Source organism: Shewanella sp. S1-58-MNA-CIBAN-0166 (genome assembly GCF_040310085.1).
In the GTDB taxonomy this organism is placed as follows: Bacteria; Pseudomonadota; Gammaproteobacteria; order Enterobacterales; family Shewanellaceae; genus Shewanella.
In genome coordinates this window covers 1-22,738 of record NZ_JBEOPN010000004.1, presented here as the reverse complement: position 1 = coordinate 22,738, position 22,738 = coordinate 1, and the positions used below count along the sequence as shown (strand labels likewise).

Sequence of the window (22,738 nt, the reverse complement as noted above, 5' to 3'; positions counted from 1 at the left end):
GCCGCTTACGATAGGTATGCTAAAAAATTGGCCAACTGAACGCTATTGAATTGACAAAATAATATTGCGCTTCAAGATAGGTTGTTCAGTTGGTGTTAACACCATATATGCACACTATGCCATGTGCATATGGTTGGATGTCAGTCGGTCATGCGGCTAAGGAAGGGTTCATGGTATCTGTTCGCGAAGCACATTTTAATACGCAAGTATTCCAATTAGATGAGTGGGTCGCTCGTTATCTCGACGATAAAGATGATGCTCAGAAGTTATTGGTATTGATCCAGCAAGTTGAGGCCTTACCGGTTAAAAACAAACTGGCCCATACTGAGCTGCTTGCGCGTGCTCGCGAAATGATCGAAATCTTAGCGCCGCTGAATATGGACATCGAAACGCTACAAGCCGCAGTATTATTTTTGCTATTCGATGCTGGCGTTCTCAATGACGAACAAATCCTAGAGCAATACGGTGAAAACCTTGCAAGGTTAGTTGCCAGCGTTGTGACCATGAATGCCATTGGCGCATTAAAAGTCAGTCAAAATTCGCGCGATGCCGAACCTCAAATAGATAACATCCGAAAAATGTTATTGGCCATGGTTGAAGATGTTCGTGCCGTAGTGATCAAATTAGCCGAACGTGTATGCTTACTGCGTGCGGTAAAAAACGCCGATGAAGAAACTCGGGTATTATTAGCACGAGAAATTGCTGATATTTATGCGCCGTTAGCAAATCGCTTAGGCATTGGTCAATTAAAGTGGGAGCTTGAAGATATTTCTTTTCGCTACTTGCATCCAACTGTTTACAAAGACATTGCCAAACAGCTTGATGGTAAACGTGTCGACCGCGAAGTGTTTATCGACAAGTTTGTGACTCAGTTGCAGCAGCGTTTAGATAGCGATGATATTCGCGCCAAAGTGTACGGCCGCCCTAAGCACATTTACAGTATTTGGCGAAAAATGAAGGGCAAAGATCTCAAGTTTGATGAGCTTTTTGACGTCCGAGCTGTACGTATTGTCACCGAAAGATTACAAGATTGCTATGGCGCGTTAGGGGTTGTGCATGACCTTTGGCACCACATTCCGCGTGAGTTTGACGATTACGTAGCAAATCCAAAACCGAACGGCTATCAATCTATTCATACCGTAGTTGTTGGTCCTGAAGGCAAAACCGTAGAAATTCAAATTCGTACCGAGGCGATGCATCAAGATTCTGAACTTGGGGTTGCCGCGCACTGGAAATACAAAGAAGGTGCCAGCAATACCAAACAAACCGGTTACGAAGAAAAAATTAACTGGTTGCGTAAAATTTTACAGTGGCAAGAAGATGTCGCTGAAAGTGGTAATTTGGTTGACGAAGTCCGTAGCCAAGTATTTGAAGACCGAGTCTATGTATTTACCCCAAGTGGTGAAGTCGTTGACTTACCTTTAGGTTCTACCGTACTCGACTTTGCTTATTATATTCACTCTCAAGTGGGTCATAAGTGTATTGGTGCAAAAGTCGACGGCCGCATTGTGCCATTCACTTACCAAGTTGAAACGGGTGAGCGCATTGAAATTATCACGTCAAAAACACCCAATCCAAAACGTGACTGGCTCAATCTTAATTTAGGTTATATCAAGTCGTCACGTTCGCGTTCAAAAATTCAACATTGGTTTAAGCAACAAGACCGCGATAAAAATATTGCCGCGGGTAAAGAAATGCTTGAGTCTGAATTAGCCCGAGTGGGTCTTAAAGTTAAAGATGCGGCAGTGGCGGTAGAGCGCTTTAATTTAAACTCTATGGATGACATGCTGGCGGCTATCGGTGGCGGCGATTTACGCTTAAATCAAGTGGTTAATTTTACCGATACCAAAATTCGCAAAGTAGAAGACACTGACGAAAACTTACTTGAAGACATTATAAAGAAAGCGTCGCATAAGCCTAAAAAGTCGAGTAAAGGCCAAGTCGAAGTTAATGGTGTTGGTAATTTAATGAGCCACATTGCGCGTTGTTGCCAACCCGTTCCCGGCGATGAAATTTTTGGTTATATTACTATGGGACGGGGTATTTCTGTGCACCGTAGTGATTGCGAGCAAGTGAAAGAATTAATGCGTGCCCACCCAGAACGCAGTGTCGATGTGATTTGGGGTGAAAACTACTCTGGTGGTTATCGTATTCGCGTTAGAGTACTTGCCCATGATCGCAGTGGCTTATTACGAGATTTAACCACAGTGCTAGCGGCAGAGAAATCCAATGTGATGGCCATGAGTTCATCTTCTGATGTTAAAAGCCAAACGGCCACCGTAGAGCTTGAACTTGAATTGTATAATTTAGATGGTTTATCACGGATTCTCGGTAAACTGTCGCTTGTTGATGGTGTGATTGAGTCGCGTCGATTATAACGTAATTAACATCATGGACTTATCTTGAAGGCATCTACTTGTTAGGTGCCTTTTTCATTAGATTTTATCTTTACAATAGAGGACCGTTTCTGTGGCAGATATTCAATCGTTACTGACCATCATGCAGCAATTGCGCAACCCCGAGTCTGGTTGTCCTTGGGATCAAGCGCAAGATTTTGCCAGTATTGTGCCCTTTACCTTAGAAGAAGCTTATGAGGTTGTTGATACTATTGAGCGACAAGCATGGGAAGAGTTACCTGATGAACTGGGCGACTTATTGTTTCAGATAGTGTTTTATTGCCAATTAGGGCAAGAGCAAGGTAAGTTCGATTTTTCGACGGTAGTGGCGCGAATTAGCGATAAGCTTATTCGCCGTCATCCACATGTATTTGCTCAGTCAGAAAACAACGTTGTTGGTGCCATCACCAATACTCACGATTTAAGCCAAGCGTGGGATTCGTTAAAAGCCAATGAACGTCAGCAAAAAAAATTGCACTCAGCGTTAGATGATATCCCTCAAGCATTACCGGCGTTATCTAGAGCACGAAAAATTCAACATCGAGTGGCTAAAGTTGGCTTTGATTGGGCCGAGCTTGAGCCTGTTGTTGCCAAAATACATGAAGAAATGAATGAAGTACTGGTAGAAGTTAATCTACGACATCAAGACCCTGAATTTTATCAACCGAGAATTGTTGATGAAATGGGCGATTTATTGTTTGCTGTAGTGAACCTTGCTCGTCATTTAAACGTTGATCCTGAACAAGCACTACGTCAAGCCAATCATAAATTTGAACGTAGATTTAGAGGGGTTGAGCAATGTGTAGACAATAGTGGAAAACCGATACAACAGCATAGCTTGGAAGAATTAGACCACTACTGGAATGTGGTAAAACGACACGAAAACATAAATTAAGCTAAAATTAGCGCGTTTAAGTTTGTCGAAACGAGGTGGCTTTGCTATAATATCGCCCCGTCCTAGTGCTTTCTTACAAGCACGTTTTTTCCAACACATTTTCTCAGGTTCAGCATGACTACAAGGTATATCTTCGTTACTGGTGGCGTTGTTTCATCACTAGGTAAAGGCATTGCAGCAGCTTCGCTCGCGGCAATTTTAGAGGCGCGTGGCCTCAATGTAACCATTATGAAACTTGACCCCTATATTAACGTCGATCCGGGTACCATGAGCCCAACTCAGCACGGTGAAGTTTTCGTGACTGAAGATGGTGCTGAAACCGATCTCGATTTAGGTCATTACGAACGTTTCATTCGTACTAAAATGAATCGTCGCAATAACTTTACTACTGGTCGTATTTACGAAGAAGTGATTAGTAAAGAACGTCGTGGTGATTATTTAGGCGCAACCATTCAGGTTATTCCACACATTACTAACGCGATTAAAGAAAAAGTGTTAGCTGGTGGTGAAGGCCATGATGTCGCGATTGTAGAAATCGGTGGCACGGTAGGTGACATTGAATCATTGCCGTTTCTTGAATCTATTCGTCAGTTAGGTTCTGAATTAGGACGCGAACGTACACTATTTATGCATTTAACCTTAGTGCCGTTCTTAGGCGCTGCAGGCGAAATTAAAACCAAGCCGACGCAACACTCTGTTAAAGAGTTGCGTTCAATTGGTATTGCACCGGATGTACTGGTTTGTCGTGGCGACCGTGCAATTCCTGCCAATGAAAAAGCTAAAATTTCGTTATTCTGCAACGTAGAAGAACGTGCGGTTATTTCATTAAAAGACGTTGATAGCATCTACAAAATCCCTGCGTTATTACGCTCGCAAGGATTAGATGATTTAGTCATCAAACGTTTTAATTTAGCGTGTAACGAAGCTGATTTGTCTGAGTGGGAAAACGTTATTTATCAAGAAGCCAATCCAAATGGTGAAGTCACTATTGGTATGGTAGGTAAGTACATTGAACTCCCTGATGCATACAAGTCGGTGAATGAAGCATTAAAGCATGCAGGCTTAAAAAACCGTGTAACAGTGAACATTAAGTACATTGATTCACAAACAGTTGAAGCTAAAGGCGAAGAAGTATTGCAAGGCCTAGACGGTATTTTAGTACCAGGCGGCTTTGGCGAACGTGGCGTAGAAGGCAAGATTTTTGCTGCCAAATTTGCTCGTGAAAACAATCTTCCGTACTTTGGTATCTGTTTAGGTATGCAAGTAGCATTAATTGAATTTGCTCGCCATGTAGCAGGTTTAGAAGGTGCGCACTCAACTGAGTTTAATCCACAGACACCTTATCCGGTAGTGGGTTTAATTACTGAGTGGATTAATGAAGAAGGGGATGTCGAAACGCGTCATGAGTCTTCAGATTTAGGTGGCACTATGCGTTTAGGCGCTCAGCTATGTCATTTAAAAGAAGGCACAAAAGCGGCATTAGCCTATGATTCTGCAACCTGTGTTGAACGTCATCGTCACCGTTACGAAGTGAATAACAACTACATCGATCGCCTAGAAAAGGCCGGCTTAGTGTTTAGTGGTTTATCATCTGATCGTAAACTGATTGAGATGATTGAATTGCCTAATCACCCATGGTTCGTTGCGAGTCAATTCCACCCGGAATTCACCTCAACACCGCGCGACGGTCATGCATTATTTGAAGGGTTCATAGCCGCTTCTTATGCGTATCAAAAACGCGATATCGATTAATGAATCAGCCGCTAATGTATCCATTAGCGGCTTTTTTATTCAAGATACTTGCGTTAGATCATATAATCGCATTGATGGCGTGTAACTGCAGTGAAAACTAAGTTGATGCAAAGTCTAATTCGATTTATCCTAAGCACTAACCGATTTAAAATTACTAAACTGAAAGTTATATACCAATAAATCTGCTTTTTTAAGTCTGTTATGTATTTTTATTGGTATTAACTTTTTATTTCTTTTAATTTTTTAATTTACTTACACAAAGTACGAGGGAATTATGGCTAACATCATTAAAGTGATTGGTCGCGAGATTATGGATTCGCGCGGTAACCCAACTGTAGAAGCAGAAGTGCATTTAGAAGGCGGTTTTATTGGTATGGCTGCGGCACCATCTGGCGCATCAACCGGTAGTCGCGAAGCATTAGAACTGCGTGACGGCGACAAAGCACGTTACTTAGGTAAAGGTGTTCTTAAAGCGGTTGCTGCTGTTAATGGCCCAATTGCTGAAGCACTTAAAGGTAAAGATGCATTGGCTCAAGCTGAACTTGACCAAATCATGATTGACTTAGACGGTACCGAAAACAAAGCAAAATTTGGCGCTAACGCCATTCTTGCTGTTTCTCTAGCAGTTGCAAAAGCTGCCGCTGCGGCTAAACACGTCCCTTTATATGCTCATATTGCTGATCTAAACGGTACACCAGGTGTTTACTCTATGCCTCTTCCAATGATGAACATCATCAATGGTGGCGAGCACGCCGATAACAGCGTTGATATTCAAGAGTTTATGATCCAACCTGTTGGCGCTAAAACTTTCCGTGAAGGCCTACGTATGGGCGCGGAAGTATTCCACAGCCTTGCTAAAGTACTTAAAGCTGACGGTCACTCAACTGCGGTTGGTGATGAAGGTGGTTTTGCTCCAAACCTAGCATCTAACGAAGCTGCACTTGCTGCAATCAAAGTTGCTGTTGCCAACGCCGGTTACGAGCTAGGTAAAGACATCACGTTAGCGATGGATTGTGCTGCTTCTGAATTTTACGACAAAGAAGCCAACATCTACGATCTTAAAGGTGAAGGCAAGAAGTTTACTTCTGAAGAATTTAACTTCTTCTTACAAGGTCTTACTGAACGCTACCCAATCGTTTCTATCGAAGATGGTCTGGACGAGTCTGACTGGGATGGTTTTGCTCACCAAACTAAAATAATGGGCGATAAAATCCAATTAGTAGGTGATGATCTATTCGTAACAAACACTAAAATCCTTAAGCGTGGTATCGACAACGGCATCGCTAATTCTATTTTGATTAAATTCAACCAAATCGGTACTTTAACCGAAACATTGGCTGCAATTAAAATGGCTAAAGATGCAGGCTTTACTGTTGTTATCTCTCATCGTAGTGGCGAGACAGAAGATTCAACGATTGCTGATTTAGCTGTTGGTACCGCGGCTGGCCAAATCAAAACGGGTTCACTAAGTCGTAGTGACCGTGTTGCCAAATATAACCAATTGCTACGTATCGAAGAAGCTCTAGGTTCAAAAGCACCATACAACGGTCTTAAAGAAGTGAAAGGCCAAGGATAATATTTTTGCTTTAGCTTAAAAAGGCCACCACTCGGTGGCCTTTTTTGTTGTACTATAACGGACATATTTTCTAAGGATTACTTCGACATAAGTTAATATTATGAAGCAACTAATATTTTTACTGATTTGTTTATTGTCACTTTTACAGTACCGGCTTTGGTTGGGCGATAACAATTTGTCAGAATATGTCTTATTGCAAACCCAAATAGCAGGCCAAGAACAAAGTAATGGCAAGCTTGTCGCTCGAAATCAAATTCTTAAAGAAGAAATTATCGATTTGAAAAGTGGCACAGAAGCCATTGAAGAACGTGCCCGTAACGAATTAGGTATGGTGAAAGACGGCGAAACGTTTTATCGGGTCGTGGGTAGCGAACTACGTGAACGGAACCCATTTAATCGTTAACGCAGGTTGCACAGCAGGTTTAACCCTCAGTCATATTACTTTAAATATTGGTACTGCATATATGTCAAACAATCCTCGTTCCATTATTGCAATTGTGCCTGCTGCAGGTGTTGGCAGTCGCATGGGGGCTGACAAACCTAAGCAATATTTAATGCTTGGCCAACAAAGCATTCTCGGCCATACATTAAATACATTGTTAGCTCACCCTGATATAGCTCAGGTTATTGTTGCATTGCATCCACAAGATAATTATTTTAGCCAATTGCCACAATCTAAACATCCTAAGTTAACCCAAGTTGTTGGTGGTGGAGAGCGTGCTGATTCTGTTTTAGCTGCGTTAGACTATGCGCATAGTCATAATCCAGATGCGTGGGCTCTTGTTCATGACGCGGCAAGACCTTGTGTAACCCACCAAGATATTACCCAATTGATTGAGTCGGTAGCTATTCATCCTCAGGGTGCCATTCTTGCTGCACCCGTTCGCGACACCATGAAGCGCAGTAACGCCAGTGGTCATATTGTTCATACTGTCGACCGCTCGTTGCTATGGCATGCATTAACGCCGCAGTATTTCCCGGTCTCGATTTTACGAACCCACTTATCGGCAGCATTAGCGGCGCAGGTACCTATTACTGATGAAGCCAGTGCCATGGAATGGGCTGGTATTATGCCGGGATTGGTTAATGGCCGAATGGATAATATCAAAGTGACTCATCCAGATGATTTACAGTTGGCAACTCTGTTTCTGGCGCAACAATAATTAACTGAAATAACCACACTCGTTAATATTAGTTCAAAGCAAGTTAAGATAAGGTTTTTAAATGAATATTCGTATCGGTCATGGTTTTGATGTACATAAATTTGGCGGTGATAGCCCATTGATTTTAGGTGGTGTTACTGTTCCTTATGACTGTGGACTGATTGCCCATTCTGACGGTGATGTTGTACTGCATGCCATTAGTGATGCGATATTAGGGGCGATGGCGTTAGGTGATATAGGTAAACATTTCCCTGATACTGATGCTAATTTTGCCGGTGCCGATAGTCGAGTGCTATTAAGACACTGTTATCAACTTGCACTGCAAAAGCAGTTTGTTTTAGGTAATCTAGATGTCACCATTATTGCTCAAGCACCTAAGATGGCACCCCATATTGAAGCCATACGTCAGTGCTTAAGTGCTGACTTACAAACAGATATCGATAATATTAATGTTAAAGCGACGACTACCGAAAATCTCGGTTTTACTGGACGTAAAGAAGGCATTGCTGTTGAAGCTGTTGTGTTGATGAAGAGCCAATAACCTACAAAATATAGAGAGTTCTGTCACATGAAAGAATTACATTACCTATTTGGTAAACCAATAAGCCAAGCTGATTTACGTACCAATAACAGCGACTTTATTGTTAAAGAAATTTTGCCTTTTACCCCAACAGGGGAAGGCGAGCATCATATGCTTCATGTACGTAAAAATGGCATGAATACCGTATATGTTGCTGAAATATTAGCTAAATTTGCCAAAGTGCATCCCAAAGAAGTGACCTATGCCGGTCAGAAAGACAAAAATGCTATTACTGAACAATGGTTCGGCATACGTATTCCTGGTAAAGAAACGCCAGAGTGGACAGAGCTAAATGACGATAAATTAACCATTCTGTCGAGCAGTCGTCACAGTAAAAAACTGCGCATCGGCGCCTTACTTGGAAATCGATTTGTACTGACATTGCGTAATATCAATGATACTGCTGATGTCGAATCTCGTTTACAGCAGATAGCCAAACTCGGTGTCCCCAATTATTTTGGTGAGCAACGCTTTGGCCATGATGGTAAAAACCTGATCTTAGGTCGACAAATGCTCAGTGGTGGTCGAAACATAAAAGATCGCCATAAGCGCAGCATGTATTTATCGGCCGTGCGTTCCAATATATTCAATCAGGTAGTGTCATTTCGTTTAGCTAATCATCAGGTCGATACCGTCGCTGGCGATTGCGTGATGTTAGCTGGCAGTAAAAGCTATTTTACCGCCGAAGTATGGGATGATGTTCTCAACAGCCGCTTAGCTGAAAAAGATATTCAACTTTCAGCTCCTCTTTGGGGACGGGGTACACCATTAGCACAAGGTGAGGCATTAGCTTTAGAGTTAACGCCATTAGCTGAATTATCGGCCGATTTACAGGGACTCGAAGAAGCGGGTTTATCGCAAGAGAGACGGCCATTATTACTTGAGCCTCAAGGAATGAAATGGCAGTTTGATGCTGATACGCTCACACTTGAATTTGTGTTACCTGCAGGGAGTTATGCCACCTCGGTGCTACGCGAGCTCGCTGATTATCAGGATGTCCAAGAGTCGCAACGAAAAGTCATGGTTGCTGAGCAACAAGCACAAACAAATGAAGAGTGTTAATTAATGATTAATATTTTAGTCAGTAATGATGATGGCGTAAGAGCCCCCGGTATCATTGCATTAACCCACGCATTGAGTGAGTTTGCGCAAGTATTAACTGTCGCACCGGATCGTAATTGCTCTGGTGCGAGCAATTCATTAACCTTGACTAATCCATTAAGAATTAATAACTTAGAAAATGGCTATGTTTCGGTTAATGGTACACCGACAGATTGTGTGCATCTCGCGATTAGGCAATTGTGTCAAACCGAACCTGATATTGTCGTTTCTGGTATTAATGCTGGGGCGAATATGGGGGATGACACTTTATATTCAGGCACTGTTGCAGCGGCAATGGAGGGACGTTTCTTAGGTTTACCTGCCATTGCTGTGTCACTGGTTGGAAAATCATTAATCCATTACGATACAGCAGCTGTTTACGCAGCCAAAATTGTAAAAGGGTTGCTGCAACATCCTATTAGTCGTGATCAAATTTTGAATGTTAATGTTCCAGATTTACCTTTAGCACAAATTAAAGGGATTAAAGTTACCCGTTTAGGAGCGCGACATAAAGCCGAAGGTATGATAAAAACCCAAGATCCAGCGGGTAAAGATATATACTGGCTTGGTCCTGTTGGCAGTGAACAAGATTCCGGTGAAGGGACTGACTTTGGTGCTGTAGCTGCGGGATATGTATCTATAACGCCACTCACGGTAGACTTAACGGCATACAATCAACTTGATGGATTAGCCGATTGGATAATAAAAATATGACTCGTGTAGCTTCTACATCAGCAATGAATTTGGCCAAAAAGCTGGCCGAGGCAGGGATTCGACATCCTGCGGTATTGCATGCTGTAGCAACAACACCACGTGAATTGTTCCTTGATGGTGCATTAGCTCATAAGGCGTATGAGAATACGGCATTACCTATCGGGCAGGGACAGACAATTTCGCAGCCTTATATTGTGGCTCGAATGACTGAACTGTTGCTGCAACATAATCCTCAAAAAGTGTTAGAAATTGGCACTGGTTCAGGTTACCAAGCCGCTGTTTTAGCATCGTTAATTCCAGAGTTATTTACAATTGAGCGTATAAAAGCATTACAAATACAAGCTCGTCAAAGACTAAAACGTCTAGATTTACATAATGTCGCATTCAAATATGGTGATGGTTGGCAAGGGTGGTCAAACCGTGGACCATTTGATGGCATAATGGTGACCGCTGCTGCTGCGACAGTACCTCAAGCATTGCTTGAACAATTATCCGAACATGGAGTATTGATTATTCCGGTAGGAGAAGACACCCAGCAATTACTCAAAATTACCCGCATCGGACAGACATTCAAATCTGAGATAATAGAGGCCGTTAAATTTGTTCCTCTCATTAATGGAGATTTGGCTTAGTTAACACGATACAAATGATTTTTATCCATTATTGATATTTTCGTTTGGAGTAAGCTTATTTAGCTTAACAAGCACCTATTTCCCCGTTAAGGACTTTGTTTGATGAATACCGGTTGGCCCAACTTTGTGGTCTTAGCAATCATGCTCACTGGATGCAGCTTTCAAGCTGATCGTCCCGCACCGGTAGACAGCTTATCGTCAAAAAATCATGGTCCTCGGTATCATAAAGGCTCATTAAAAACCGATAAATATAAAGTACAGAAAGGTGACACACTTTATTCAATAGCTTGGGGGGCTGGACGTAATTTTGTCGAAGTTGCCCGTTTGAATCGTTTATCGGCTCCTTATACTATTTATCCTGGGCAAACGCTTAATTTAGCCACTACAAATAATAGTCAATCGGCACCTGCTCGAGCATCCCAACCTTCTGTTAATTCAGTACAAACCCAAGCCGTTACTAAACCCTATATTTCGAGTTCGAATAGTTCTATATTAAAAACAATCAAACCTACGGTTGCGCCAAACCCAGTCCCAGCAGTCGTTTCAGTCAGAACGAAAAAAGATCTTGATCACAAAGTGAAGCCTGCGTATTCTGTAACAACTACCCAACAAACAATTAACCAAAGTGCGAGTGGTTCTGTCGCTAATTTGCCACAGCAAGTTCAGCAATGGCACTGGCCAGTTAGAGGCCGAATAGTTGGATATTTTTCGGCATCAGAACAAGGCAATCAAGGTATAAAGATTGCTGGTAATCGCGGCGATATTATTAAAGCCGCAGCAGATGGGAGAGTCGTGTATGCCGGTAATGCACTGCGCGGGTATGGCAACTTAGTTATTATCAAACACAATGATGATTTTTTAAGTGCTTATGCGCATGCCGACACGATATTGGTTAAAGAAAAGCAATATGTGAGTGCAGGACAAACAGTTGCAAAAATGGGCAGTACCGGGACACACCAAGTTATGCTTCACTTTGAAGTACGATTTCATGGTAAGTCTGTCAACCCATTACGATATCTACCTAAACAGTAATTGTTTAGCAACATAAATAACGGAGGATAAGCAAGTGAAGTAGATTAAATACCACAAATTAGGTTTGGGAGAGCAATTATGAGCCGCAAAAATAATACTGCTTCAGCAGAATATCTTGTCGATCTAGCTAAACAACCACCAGAAGTTGCAACCGGTAAACGCGATTTGGTGCAACAACTTGATATTGAAGAAAAAGTCCAAGATGACTTACAAAAAAATTTAGACGCTACTCAATTATATTTAGGTGAAATAGGTTTTTCTCCGCTACTGACAGCAGAGGAAGAAGTGTTTTTTTCACGTAAATCCCTCAAAGGCTGCGAAAAGTCTCGCAACCGCATGATAGAAAGTAACCTCCGTCTTGTTGTTAAAATTTCCAGAAGATATAACAATCGTGGTTTAGCGCTGCTCGATCTGATCGAAGAAGGCAATTTAGGCTTAATTCGAGCGGTTGAAAAGTTTGATCCTGAGCGTGGTTTCCGTTTTTCCACTTATGCAACGTGGTGGATCAGACAAACCATTGAACGGGCGATCATGAACCAGACTCGCACTATCCGTCTACCAATTCATATTGTAAAAGAATTAAATGTGTACTTGCGTACAGCAAGACAGCTTGCCCAAAAACTTGATCACGAACCGACCGCAGAAGAGATCGCCGAAAAGTTAGATGTGTCGACCGGTGATGTTAGCCGTATGCTGAAGTTAAACGAAAGAATTACTTCGGTAGACTCGCCTCTGAGTGGCGATAATGAGAAGGCATTATTAGATGTTATTGCTGATGATGATTCTGTTGGCCCTGATTATCGGGTACAAAATGAAGATTTATCTAATTCGATAGTGGGCTGGTTAAACGAATTAAACACTAAACAACGCGAAGTGTTAGCAAGACGTTTTGGTTTACTCGGATATGAACCTTCAACATTAGAGAATGTCGGTGCCGAAATTGGTTTAACACGTGAGCGTGTACGTCAAATTCAAGTCGAAGCGCTTAAACGCTTAAAAGACTTACTTGGGGCGCAAGGACTGTCGGTTGAAGCATTATTCAGAGATTAATGGACAGTGAACGTTTATTGTGAATATTAGGCGGTTGACTATCATCAACACACAAATGATATGTCATCATTAATGTGTCAATAAGGTCAATTAAGGTATTGCGATATTAGGGTTAAAACCTATATGAGCATTTTAATTTTGCTCATGCGCTTAGGTTTATCCTACTAATCGCCAACTTAATTTAAGCGTTGTGTAGTGGCAACTTGACGATATAACCTAGGTATTATTGATGGTATTTTAATACTGTTAGTTCATTTCATCGTATTTCAGGGGCGTTACTCGTTTGATGTAACACCTAATACGTCATTGAAATGGAAGCCTTTGCAGGCTTCCACAGTTCAACAATTCACTTGGCCAGTTATTTTCGTAGCTCGGTGTTCGTGTGACTTAATCGCTTCAACTCATATAAATAATCTAAAGCCTGTTTAGGTGTCAACTCGTCTGGATTAATTTGGGCTAACTTTTCCAACACGGGTGACGTCTCTGGTATTGGAGGTAATAAGTTCATACTTACTTGAGTTGGGTTCTGTTGAGATAATGTCATATCTCGGTTTTCAAGTTGATGAAGCTTATGTTTTGCCGCTTTAATGACTGATGCAGGCACACCCGCTAGGGCCGCAACTTGTAGGCCATAACTTTTACTTGCCGCACCTTCTTGTACCGAATGCATAAAGGCAATTGTGTCGTCGTGTTCTATTGCATCTAAGTGAACATTAATGACTGACGGTAACAGCTCGGGCAATTGGGTTAACTCAAAATAATGAGTAGCAAATAATGTCAGTGCACTGACGTTTTTGGCTAGATATTCAGCAGCAGACCAAGCGAGCGCTAAACCATCATAAGTCGAGGTGCCGCGACCTATTTCGTCCATCAACACTAAACTGTTTGCAGTAGCATTATGTAAAATATTAGCCGTTTCGGTCATTTCAACCATGAAGGTTGATCGGCCCGATGCCAAATCATCTGATGCACCAATACGGGTGAAAATCCGGTCGATTTCACCAATTTGAGCATGGTCTGCTGGAACGAAACAGCCGATATGTGCCATCAATGTAATGAGTGCTACCTGACGCATATAGGTAGATTTACCGCCCATATTCGGACCTGTGACAATAAGCATTTGGCGCTGCGGTGTTAACGCTACCGGATTAGCAATAAATGCTGCTTGGCTAACTCGTTCAACGACGGGATGGCGGCCCGCTTCAATATTAATACCAATATCGTGGGTCATTTGTGGGCATTGATAATTAAATAATTGTGCTCGTTCGGCAAAGTTACTTAATATATCTAACTCGGCAGCAGCCGTTGCAAACTGCTGTAATTCTTGTAATTTAGGTAACAATAAGTCAAAAAGTTGTTCCCACAGTTGTTTTTCAAGCGCGAGTGCTTTGCCTTGGCTTGAAAGTACTTTTTCTTCGTATTCTTTCAATTCTGGGGTGATATATCGTTCGGTGCCTTTGAGTGTTTGACGACGCTGATAGCTCAGTGGCACTCTATCTGACTGTAAACGGCTAACTTCAATATAGTAACCATGAACTCGGTTATAGCCGACTTTTAAGGTGTTAATCCCCGTTTGTTGTTTCTCACGAGCTTCAAGTTCGACTAAATAATCACTGGCGCCTTCACTCAACTTACGCCATTCATCTAACTCATTATTATAGCCAGTACGGATAACGCCACCATCACGAATTAACATGGGAGGGTTGTCTACAATAGCGCGTTCTAATAAATCATGTTGTTCAGGGAATTCACCCAGTAATTGCACTAACGTATTTAATCGAGGTTGTTGGCATGTTGCTAATGTTTGCTGGATTTCAGGCAGAAGCGTTAGTGCTTGCTTTAAACGTGAAAAGTCACGTGGTCTGGCACTGCGTAGTGCTAAACGAGCCATAATACGTTCGATATCACCTAAGCTTTTTAGTTGCTCATGTAAGGTTTGATATAAGTCTTGTTCAATGAGTTCACTGACTGCGCTATGGCGATATTGAATAGTTTGACGATTGCGTAATGGTTCATGTATCCAGCGTTGTAACATACGGCTACCCATAGGGGTTGCGGTATTATCTAATACCCATGAGAGGGTATTTTCTCGCCCGCCAGATAAATTTTGAGTTAACTCTAAATTACGTCTAGTTGCGGCATCTAAAATAATAGATTCAGATTGATTAAAGCGCACAATCGAGTTGATATGTGGTAACGCCATCTTTTGGGTATCTTTTACATACTGCATTAAACAACCTGCAGCTTGTAACGCCAATCGTGCATCAGTAATACCAAAACCGTGCAAATCTTTGGTGCCAAATTGATTGAGCAGTAAATTAATACACGTGTCGTAATCAAACTCCCACTCTGGGCGACGACGGATGCCTTTCATGTTATTGATTAATAACATGTCAGCAAAATCTTCACTGTAAAGTAACTCTGCTGGATTTGTCCGCTGTAATTCGGCTTCTAAAGCTTCACGAGTGGGTAATTCTGCAACAACAAAACGACCAGACGAAATGTCTAAAGTCGCGTAACCAAAACCGCTTTTACCCTGATACAGTGCTGCCAATAAATTGTCTTGTTTTTCTTGCAGTAGAGCTTCGTCAGTTAAGGTGCCAGGGGTAACAATGCGCACCACTTGGCGCTCAACAGGGCCTTTTGATGTGGCTGGATCACCAATTTGCTCACAAATGGCTACAGACTGACCAATGTTAACTAATTTTGCTAAATAGCCTTCGACAGCGTGATATGGAATGCCTGCCATGGGAATCGGGTCACCGCCGCTTTTTCCACGAGCCGTCAGTGAAATACCCAGCATTTCAGAAGCGCGTTTAGCATCATCGTAAAACAGCTCATAAAAATCACCCATTCGATAAAACAATAACATATCAGGATGGGCCGCTTTTAAGCCCAAATACTGGCGCATCATCGGGGTGTGTTTTTCTAAATCGCTGGTATCAATCACTGTCATTATGAACACTTCACTATTAATCAATCGTAGGACGTAAATCTTATGGGGCTAATCTTAACAATATTTGCCCCCAGCGTATAAATAGATTCAAACAAAAAATTTTATGAGGATAAAATATTGATGTAAATGATCAATTCTCAAAGGTTTAAAAAAAAATCAGCTCAGCACTTGATACTGTATGACTATACAGTATACTGATGAACATATTGAAATGATTCACGTCACTTCACCTAAGTCGAAATAGCATTTTACTAAACGTATTGAATGCCTTAAGAGGGTTTTATAATGAAGGTTGATCCAAATAAAGAGAAAGCACTAGCCGCCGTTTTAAGCCAAATTGAAAAGCAATTTGGTAAAGGCTCAATTATGAAGTTGGGCGAAGATCGCACAATGGATGTTGAAACTATCTCTACCGGTTCGCTTTCATTGGATATCGCACTCGGTGCGGGCGGTTTACCAATGGGACGTATCGTTGAAATTTACGGTCCAGAATCATCAGGTAAAACGACGTTAACTCTTGAAGTGATTGCCGCAGCGCAACGCGAAGGTAAAACTTGTGCGTTTATTGATGCTGAACATGCTCTTGACCCAATTTATGCGAAAAAGTTAGGCGTAGATATTGATAACTTACTTTGTTCACAGCCAGATACAGGCGAACAAGCGTTAGAAATTTGTGATGCGTTAACTCGTTCTGGTGCTGTAGACGTTATTGTGGTCGATTCTGTTGCAGCGTTAACGCCAAAAGCTGAAATTGAAGGTGAAATTGGTGATTCACATATGGGCCTTGCCGCTCGTATGATGAGCCAAGCTATGCGTAAGCTGGCTGGTAATCTTAAGCAATCAAATACTTTGCTTATTTTTATTAACCAAATTCGTATGAAAATTGGTGTGATGTTTGGTAGCCCAGAAACAACTACCGGTGGTAATGCACTAAAGTTCTACGCTTCAGTACGTTTAGATATTCGTCGTACCGGTGCCATTAAAGACGGCGACGAAGTTGTCGGTAATGAAACCCGCGTTAAAGTGGTTAAAAACAAAATTGCGGCTCCATTTAAGCAAGCTGAATTCCAAATCCTTTATGGACAAGGTATTAACCGTACTGGTGAGTTAGTCGATCTAGGTGTTGCGCACAAGTTAGTTGATAAAGCGGGTGCTTGGTATAGCTACAAAGGCGAGAAAATTGGTCAAGGCCGTGCTAATGCAGGTAAATTCTTGACTGAAAACCCCGTCATTGCCAGTGAAATTAATACCACTTTACGTGCGATGTTATTGAATGGTGGTGCTAATGCATCAGATTCTAAAACAGAAAGTGATGAGAATATTGACCTTGAAACGGGTGAAGTATTCTAAGCTAGTCAGTCAGTTACATCTATCGCGGTAGCGCATCTTGCGCGCCGCGAATATTCCTCGCTAAAAGCCCCTGTTGTTTACACCCTAAAAACGATAACCCTAAAAATTATAACGCTAAAAACTGCAACGTTAAAAACTGCAACGTTAAAAACGTTGATATGTGAAAAATCTCTAGTACTCGATTATTGTCAATCTCAGGGTTATTGAGTCATATCCGGTACTCTGCGTTACTTTGAATAATCCCACATAGCTTTAATGCCCATACTTTTAATGATTTAGTTCTGAATTATTTAGCATTTTAAATCACACTATTTGCCAAAAAATCTATTAGTTCTGCAGTTACCTTTTTCAATTGGTTTAAAAGCTAATGTGTTACTCCTAACCACGCTCTTTTTATCGTGATAGCGGAGGTTTATCTGGTTAAATTAGAGGGCATTGAGCTCACTTCAAATGTGGATAACAGACCTAACACTCGACAACAAAGGTTTGTTATTAATCTGCAATCTCAAGCTGACCATTTGCTTACTCACAAGGCAGTCTTACCGCCAGCAACGAGCCAATTGCCTTTTAATTTAACGTCGTTAGTTGGGTAACGGGCTGTTCGGGAGGTGTTTATTACCTCGAGTTGAGCTTAGTTAACCTTAGTCGGTGAGATCGCTTATCAATAACTATTATTATCGGTTTATGCTCAGAGGATAATCGAGCCACTCATCTCGCATGTTGACGTAAATTCAGTATATAATGCTTACATTTACAGGCTTGCATGCCAAGCTCGTTACTTTCGTATTTTCTATATTCAGGGCCATTTCATGTTTCAGACTACAGCAGAGTTAAGAAGCGCTTTTTTAAAGTACTTTGAAGATAACGGACATCAGGTTGTTGATAGCAGCTCGCTTGTTCCCACAAATGACCCAACACTGTTATTCACCAATGCGGGTATGAACCAGTTTAAAGATGTGTTCCTCGGCATGGATAAACGCAATTACACCCGAGCGACAACTTCACAACGTTGTGTGCGCGCAGGTGGCAAACATAACGATTTAGATAACGTGGGTTATACCGCTCGTCACCATACTTTTTTTGAAATGTTAGGCAACTTTAGTTTCGGCGATTATTTCAAAGAAGATGCAATTCGTTTTGCATGGACCTTCCTAACCGAAACACTCAAACTGCCAAAAGAACGCTTATGTGTCACTATTTATGAAACCGATGATGAAGCATATGATCTTTGGACTCAAAAAATAGGCGTGCCAGCTGAAAATATGATCCGTATTGGTGATAACAAAGGTGGGCCTTTTGCGTCAGATAACTTCTGGCAGATGGGTGACACTGGTCCTTGTGGTCCTTGTAGTGAAATTTTCTACGATCATGGTGATCATATTTGGGGTGGCCGTCCTGGCACACCTGAAGAAGACGGTGACCGCTTTATTGAAATTTGGAACATTGTATTTATGCAATACAACCGTCAGGCTGACGGTGAAATGTTGCCATTGCCAAAACCTTCTGTTGATACTGGTATGGGTATTGAGCGTATTGCTGCGATTATGCAAGGCGTGCATTCAAACTACGAAATCGATATTTTTAAACAACTTATTGCCAAAACAGCTGAAATTATCGGTGTAACCGATTTAGAAAATAAATCTCTGCGTGTTATTGCTGACCATATTCGTTCATGTGCATTTTTAATTGCTGATGGTGTTATGCCATCAAATGAAGGTCGTGGTTATGTGTTGCGTCGTATTATTCGTCGTGCAGTTCGTCATGGTAACAAGCTGGGTGCTAATGACGCATTCTTCTACAAACTTGTGCCAACGCTTATAAGCGTAATGGGCGATGCCGCCATTGGTTTAAAACAAACTCAAGCTATTGTTGAAAAAGCCTTAAAAGCGGAAGAAGAGCAGTTTGCTCGCACTCTTGAGCGCGGTTTAGTTATTTTAGACGGCGCGTTAAATAGCTTGCAAGGTGATACTTTAGATGGTGACACCTTATTTAAACTGTATGACACCTATGGTTTTCCTGTCGATTTAACTGCAGATGTTTGTCGTGAACGTGATATTAACGTTGATGAAGCTGGCTTTGAGTCAGCAATGGCTGAACAAAGAAGCCGTGCACAAGCTGCAGGCAACTTTGGCGCTGATTATAATAGCCAATTAATTATCGATGCAGAAACCTCATTTAGCGGTTATACCGAGTTAACTGGTCAGCCAAACGTGATTGCTTTATATGTTGACGGTAAAGCGGTTGATACCGTGATAGCGGGTCAGGATGCTGTCGTAGTATTAGACAACACACCATTTTATGCTGAATCTGGTGGGCAGGTTGGTGATAAAGGCCAGTTGACAGCACAAGGCGTAGTATTTGCCGTTGCCGATACTCAAAAGTTTGGTCCAGCTACCGGTCACCAAGGTCAATTAGCTCAAGGTCAGTTAGTCATAGGCCAGCAATTAACCGCACAAGTGGATAAAAACTTACGTCATCGTACACAATTAAATCATTCTGTTACTCACTTATTGCATGCTGCATTACGTCAAGTGTTAGGCTCACATGTGTCTCAAAAAGGTTCACTTGTTAATCCTGAACGTTTACGTTTTGACTTTGCTCATTTTGAAGCGGTTAAGCCATCAGAATTGAAGGCTGTCGAAGATTTAGTTAATACCCAAATTCGTCGTAACCATGAACTTTGTACCACTGAAATGGGCATTGATGAAGCCAAAGAAAAAGGTGCAATGGCACTATTTGGTGAGAAATACGATGACCAAGTACGTGTTGTCACTATGGGTGATTTCTCTATCGAACTGTGTGGTGGTACTCACGTTGGCCGCACTGGAGATATCGGTTTATTTAAAATCACTTCTGAGAATGGTATTGCTGCCGGTGTGCGTCGTATTGAAGCTGTAACAGGTATTGCTGCAATGGCTTATATTGCTGATCAACAAGCCATGTTAGATGAGGCTGCACAACTACTAAAATCAGATAGTGCTTCGGTAGTCGCTAAGTTAAAAGCTCAGCTAGATAAAGTGAAGCAATTAGAAAAAGATTTATCTCAATTAAAAGATAAGTTAGCTGCTGCGGCCAGTGCTGATATGGCCGGTGATGCAGTAGAAATCAATGGCGTTAAACTTTTAGTTAAACAACTTGATGGTATTGACCCAGGTTCACTACGTGGTTTACAGGATGAGCTGAAGCAAAAGCTAAAGTCTGCGATTATTGTGCTAGGTACTGCTAAAGACGGTAAAGTTAATTTAATTGCTGGAGTCAGCAACGATTTAACCAAGAAGGTCAAAGCGGGTGAGTTAGTCGCAATGGTTGCACAGCATGTTGGCGGTAAGGGCGGTGGTCGTCCTGATATGGCACAAGCTGGCGGTACTCAACCTGAGAATCTAGCCGCAGCATTAGCCCTTGTAGAGCCCTGGGTAAACGAACGTTTAAGTTAATAAAATCTGTAGATTAGCGTTTTTTTGGCAATTGAGTCATAAAGTCTAAGATATGCGACTTTATGACTTGAGTGCTATGAATAGATTTGGCATAGTGAACTAACTTGCTAACAGTAAAAGCGTTTAAAAGGGTTGCTAGCGTTGGGCAATGCTTATTATTGTACTTATATGTAGTACTCTAATGTTGTATTGGTTTTCAATTCCTATCGTTTTTGTTATTGGTTTGCCGTATTGGATTGTTTAGTAACGGAGTCTTATATCGTGAATATGAATAATTTACGGTTGATCCCGTTTTTAAAAGACGACTAATCGTCAAGTTTTATGATTTCCTAAGAGAATTTGCTTTATAAACTGATGTATTCACCAATTGATACTATGATTTTATGTAAAGCAGACCTTATAATGAGCGCATATTACGGACAAAGCGTGTTATGCAGATTGAACTTAAAGGAGCAATCGAATGCTAATTTTGACTCGTCGAGTAGGCGAAACATTAATGATTGGTGATGAAGTCACCGTTACTGTGTTAGGTGTTAAAGGTAATCAGGTACGTATTGGTGTTAACGCACCTAAAGAAGTATCTGTTCACCGTGAAGAGATCTACCAACGTATTCAGTCTGAGAAGTCAGGTACCCCTTCTGAAGGTGGTAATTACTAATTTCGACAGATGATGTCGATATCATTAAAGCCAGCATTTGCTGGCTTTTTTGTTTTTGTTTTTGTATTGCAGTGGCATTACCGCTTTAGTTTAATCAGCCCTTATTCGTTAACCTCTGCTCGGAATTTTCACTGTCATCAAACTGTCCTTTGTTTATGCGATTGCTTCAATTAAAAGACCCGCTAGTTACGTGTCATTTCGCTGGGTTAACCCAAATGCAGAGCTAAATTTAGAACCAAATTCAAATAATAACGAGTCAATTTAAATATGAGTGACCAGTAAACATTCTACGTTTATCAATTTACCCATCTGTTATTCTGCGTTGAGGTTACATTAGCTCTAGCGTAGAGTACCTCACAGCTCCAATTTAAGGTTGTTGGTGTAAGCAGGACAATTTCCCCTTAAGTTGATACAAGACTGAAGTGGAATGAATGAGGCTCTCACAAAGCACTTTTTAACACACTGATTCAGTTTGTTAAACGCATCTATAAATGAGTCGTCATTTATTTACCATCCGACTAACGTATTTATTTTACTCGTGTTGAATTATCACTGGATGCTATTTGTAGCTAACAATTGGTATCAAACCATTTTTTTTAACGAGTCATTATTTAAATGTGCTTAATTCATCTTGATTATAGCGTTGTAATGGGAATCGTTGATCAATACAAATCCCATCGTAATCTCGTGCAAGCTATAGCAAATTAACCTTCCTAAATGGCATTATGCGGCTATTGTCGATATTGGTTAATATGATGTTGAATTGTAATAGTGAGTATAAATCACCCAATGACTAGGCTAGGTTGTTTAAATCAACGATGTGTTTAATTATATCTTTGGTTAAAAACCTTAAAACGCTTGTCGGACGAACAGAGGTTTAATGAGATTATGTCTGTAAATTAAAAAGAATATTCATCAAAAAACGACTGTTTTCATCAAGATTTGAGTCTATTATCTCCAATGTGCTTAAAAACACTCCAAATGAAGTTAGGTTTCCTAAAAAGGGTTTGACTTATTTTCATCAAACAGTAATATGTGCGCCAAGAAACGGAGAGGTGGCCGAGTGGCCGAAGGCGCTCCCCTGCTAAGGGAGTATGGGCTTTAAATCCCATCGAGGGTTCGAATCCCTCCTTCTCCGCCATTTCTTACAATAGATATACGATGCGGATGTAGCTCAGCTGGATAGAGTACCTGGCTACGAACCAGGCGGTCGGAGGTTCGACTCCTCCCATCCGCACCATTATCTATTAAAGTGTTAAACATGAATGCGCGTGTAGCTCAGCTGGATAGAGTACCTGGCTACGAACCAGGCGGTCGGAGGTTCGACTCCTCCCACGCGCACCATTTCATGTTTCACTAAAAACCCAATTTATGCGCGTGTAGCTCAGCTGGATAGAGTACCTGGCTACGAACCAGGCGGTCGGAGGTTCGACTCCTCCCACGCGCACC

At 41.5% G+C, this 22,738-nt stretch carries 16 protein-coding genes and 4 tRNA genes; 19 read left to right on the top strand and 1 reads right to left on the bottom strand.

Annotation, left to right across the window (positions count from 1 at the left end; all coding sequences use genetic code 11):
- The first annotated feature begins 170 nt into the window (after positions 1 to 170).
- The 12 genes from relA (at position 171) to rpoS (ending at position 12,891) form a co-directional block, all read left to right on the top strand.
- On the top strand, positions 171 to 2,378 hold the full coding sequence (gene relA, locus AAEY99_RS03960) for a GTP diphosphokinase (RefSeq protein WP_101085641.1): 2,208 nt from the start codon (positions 171 to 173) through the stop codon (positions 2,376 to 2,378).
- 91 nt (positions 2,379 to 2,469) lie between these two features.
- On the top strand, positions 2,470 to 3,291 hold the full coding sequence (mazG, locus tag AAEY99_RS03955; RefSeq protein WP_101085639.1) for a nucleoside triphosphate pyrophosphohydrolase: 822 nt from the start codon (positions 2,470 to 2,472) through the stop codon (positions 3,289 to 3,291).
- Between the two features lie 114 nt (positions 3,292 to 3,405).
- Positions 3,406 to 5,043, top strand: a complete 1,638-nt coding sequence (gene pyrG, locus AAEY99_RS03950; protein WP_101085637.1) for a CTP synthase — start codon at positions 3,406 to 3,408, stop codon at positions 5,041 to 5,043.
- 274 nt (positions 5,044 to 5,317) lie between these two features.
- Entirely contained in the window at positions 5,318 to 6,619 is a 1,302-nt protein-coding gene (gene eno / locus AAEY99_RS03945; protein WP_351009268.1) for a phosphopyruvate hydratase, read from the top strand.
- A gap of 100 nt (positions 6,620 to 6,719) precedes the next feature.
- A complete protein-coding gene (gene ftsB, locus AAEY99_RS03940) occupies positions 6,720 to 7,022 on the top strand; it encodes a cell division protein FtsB (RefSeq protein ID WP_101085633.1) in 303 nt (100 codons plus the stop codon).
- A gap of 61 nt (positions 7,023 to 7,083) precedes the next feature.
- Entirely contained in the window at positions 7,084 to 7,782 is a 699-nt protein-coding gene (ispD, locus tag AAEY99_RS03935) for a 2-C-methyl-D-erythritol 4-phosphate cytidylyltransferase (protein WP_350977959.1), read from the top strand.
- Positions 7,783 to 7,843: 61 nt separating this feature from the next.
- Complete coding sequence (ispF, locus tag AAEY99_RS03930; protein WP_101085630.1) at positions 7,844 to 8,323, top strand: 2-C-methyl-D-erythritol 2,4-cyclodiphosphate synthase; 480 nt, start codon at positions 7,844 to 7,846, stop codon at positions 8,321 to 8,323.
- Between the two features lie 27 nt (positions 8,324 to 8,350).
- Positions 8,351 to 9,424, top strand: a complete 1,074-nt coding sequence (gene truD / locus AAEY99_RS03925; protein WP_182743623.1) for a tRNA pseudouridine(13) synthase TruD — start codon at positions 8,351 to 8,353, stop codon at positions 9,422 to 9,424.
- Between the two features lie 3 nt (positions 9,425 to 9,427).
- Complete coding sequence (gene surE / locus AAEY99_RS03920) at positions 9,428 to 10,177, top strand: 5'/3'-nucleotidase SurE (protein ID WP_162022554.1); 750 nt, start codon at positions 9,428 to 9,430, stop codon at positions 10,175 to 10,177.
- On the top strand, positions 10,174 to 10,809 hold the full coding sequence (locus AAEY99_RS03915; RefSeq protein WP_101086297.1) for a protein-L-isoaspartate(D-aspartate) O-methyltransferase: 636 nt from the start codon (positions 10,174 to 10,176) through the stop codon (positions 10,807 to 10,809). The genes surE and AAEY99_RS03915 overlap by 4 nt, the downstream gene beginning before the upstream one ends.
- Positions 10,810 to 10,908: 99 nt before the next feature.
- On the top strand, positions 10,909 to 11,841 hold the full coding sequence (locus AAEY99_RS03910; protein ID WP_443024112.1) for a peptidoglycan DD-metalloendopeptidase family protein: 933 nt from the start codon (positions 10,909 to 10,911) through the stop codon (positions 11,839 to 11,841).
- 78 nt (positions 11,842 to 11,919) lie between these two features.
- Entirely contained in the window at positions 11,920 to 12,891 is a 972-nt protein-coding gene (gene rpoS, locus AAEY99_RS03905) for an RNA polymerase sigma factor RpoS (RefSeq protein ID WP_101085622.1), read from the top strand.
- Between the two features lie 358 nt (positions 12,892 to 13,249).
- Here the strand turns inward: rpoS and mutS are convergent, their stop codons facing one another.
- Positions 13,250 to 15,847 carry a DNA mismatch repair protein MutS gene (gene mutS, locus AAEY99_RS03900; protein WP_192114445.1) on the bottom strand — a complete coding sequence of 866 codons (2,598 nt, stop codon included), beginning with the start codon at positions 15,845 to 15,847 and terminating at the stop codon, positions 13,250 to 13,252.
- A gap of 285 nt (positions 15,848 to 16,132) precedes the next feature.
- Between mutS and recA the strand changes: the two genes are divergently transcribed.
- The 7 genes from recA to AAEY99_RS03865 all read left to right on the top strand — a co-directional run bounded on the left by recA (position 16,133) and on the right by AAEY99_RS03865 (position 22,736).
- Positions 16,133 to 17,197, top strand: coding sequence for a recombinase RecA (gene recA, locus AAEY99_RS03895; RefSeq protein WP_059746422.1), 1,065 nt, complete (start codon positions 16,133 to 16,135; stop codon positions 17,195 to 17,197).
- Between the two features lie 809 nt (positions 17,198 to 18,006).
- Positions 18,007 to 20,631, top strand: a complete 2,625-nt coding sequence (gene alaS / locus AAEY99_RS03890; protein WP_351009264.1) for an alanine--tRNA ligase — start codon at positions 18,007 to 18,009, stop codon at positions 20,629 to 20,631.
- Positions 20,632 to 21,091: 460 nt separating this feature from the next.
- A complete protein-coding gene (gene csrA / locus AAEY99_RS03885; protein WP_011636538.1) occupies positions 21,092 to 21,289 on the top strand; it encodes a carbon storage regulator CsrA in 198 nt (65 codons plus the stop codon).
- 1,049 nt (positions 21,290 to 22,338) lie between these two features.
- A tRNA-Ser gene (locus AAEY99_RS03880) sits at positions 22,339 to 22,430 on the top strand.
- 22 nt (positions 22,431 to 22,452) lie between these two features.
- Positions 22,453 to 22,529 (top strand) — tRNA-Arg (locus AAEY99_RS03875).
- A gap of 27 nt (positions 22,530 to 22,556) precedes the next feature.
- A tRNA-Arg gene (locus AAEY99_RS03870) sits at positions 22,557 to 22,633 on the top strand.
- 29 nt (positions 22,634 to 22,662) lie between these two features.
- Positions 22,663 to 22,736: transfer RNA gene (locus AAEY99_RS03865), tRNA-Arg, on the top strand.
- Positions 22,737 to 22,738 lie beyond the last annotated feature (2 nt).

Coding starts and splice junctions, on each gene's coding strand:
- relA (WP_101085641.1), top strand. CDS start 171: ATGGTATCTGTTCGCGAAGCACATTTTAATACGCAAGTATTCCAATTA.
- pyrG (WP_101085637.1), top strand. CDS start 3,406: ATGACTACAAGGTATATCTTCGTTACTGGTGGCGTTGTTTCATCACTA.
- eno (WP_351009268.1), top strand. CDS start 5,318: ATGGCTAACATCATTAAAGTGATTGGTCGCGAGATTATGGATTCGCGC.
- ftsB (WP_101085633.1), top strand. CDS start 6,720: ATGAAGCAACTAATATTTTTACTGATTTGTTTATTGTCACTTTTACAG.
- ispD (WP_350977959.1), top strand. CDS start 7,084: ATGTCAAACAATCCTCGTTCCATTATTGCAATTGTGCCTGCTGCAGGT.
- ispF (WP_101085630.1), top strand. CDS start 7,844: ATGAATATTCGTATCGGTCATGGTTTTGATGTACATAAATTTGGCGGT.
- truD (WP_182743623.1), top strand. CDS start 8,351: ATGAAAGAATTACATTACCTATTTGGTAAACCAATAAGCCAAGCTGAT.
- surE (WP_162022554.1), top strand. CDS start 9,428: ATGATTAATATTTTAGTCAGTAATGATGATGGCGTAAGAGCCCCCGGT.
- AAEY99_RS03915 (WP_101086297.1), top strand. CDS start 10,174: ATGACTCGTGTAGCTTCTACATCAGCAATGAATTTGGCCAAAAAGCTG.
- rpoS (WP_101085622.1), top strand. CDS start 11,920: ATGAGCCGCAAAAATAATACTGCTTCAGCAGAATATCTTGTCGATCTA.
- mutS (WP_192114445.1), bottom strand. CDS start 15,847: ATGACAGTGATTGATACCAGCGATTTAGAAAAACACACCCCGATGATG.
- recA (WP_059746422.1), top strand. CDS start 16,133: ATGAAGGTTGATCCAAATAAAGAGAAAGCACTAGCCGCCGTTTTAAGC.
- alaS (WP_351009264.1), top strand. CDS start 18,007: ATGTTTCAGACTACAGCAGAGTTAAGAAGCGCTTTTTTAAAGTACTTT.
- csrA (WP_011636538.1), top strand. CDS start 21,092: ATGCTAATTTTGACTCGTCGAGTAGGCGAAACATTAATGATTGGTGAT.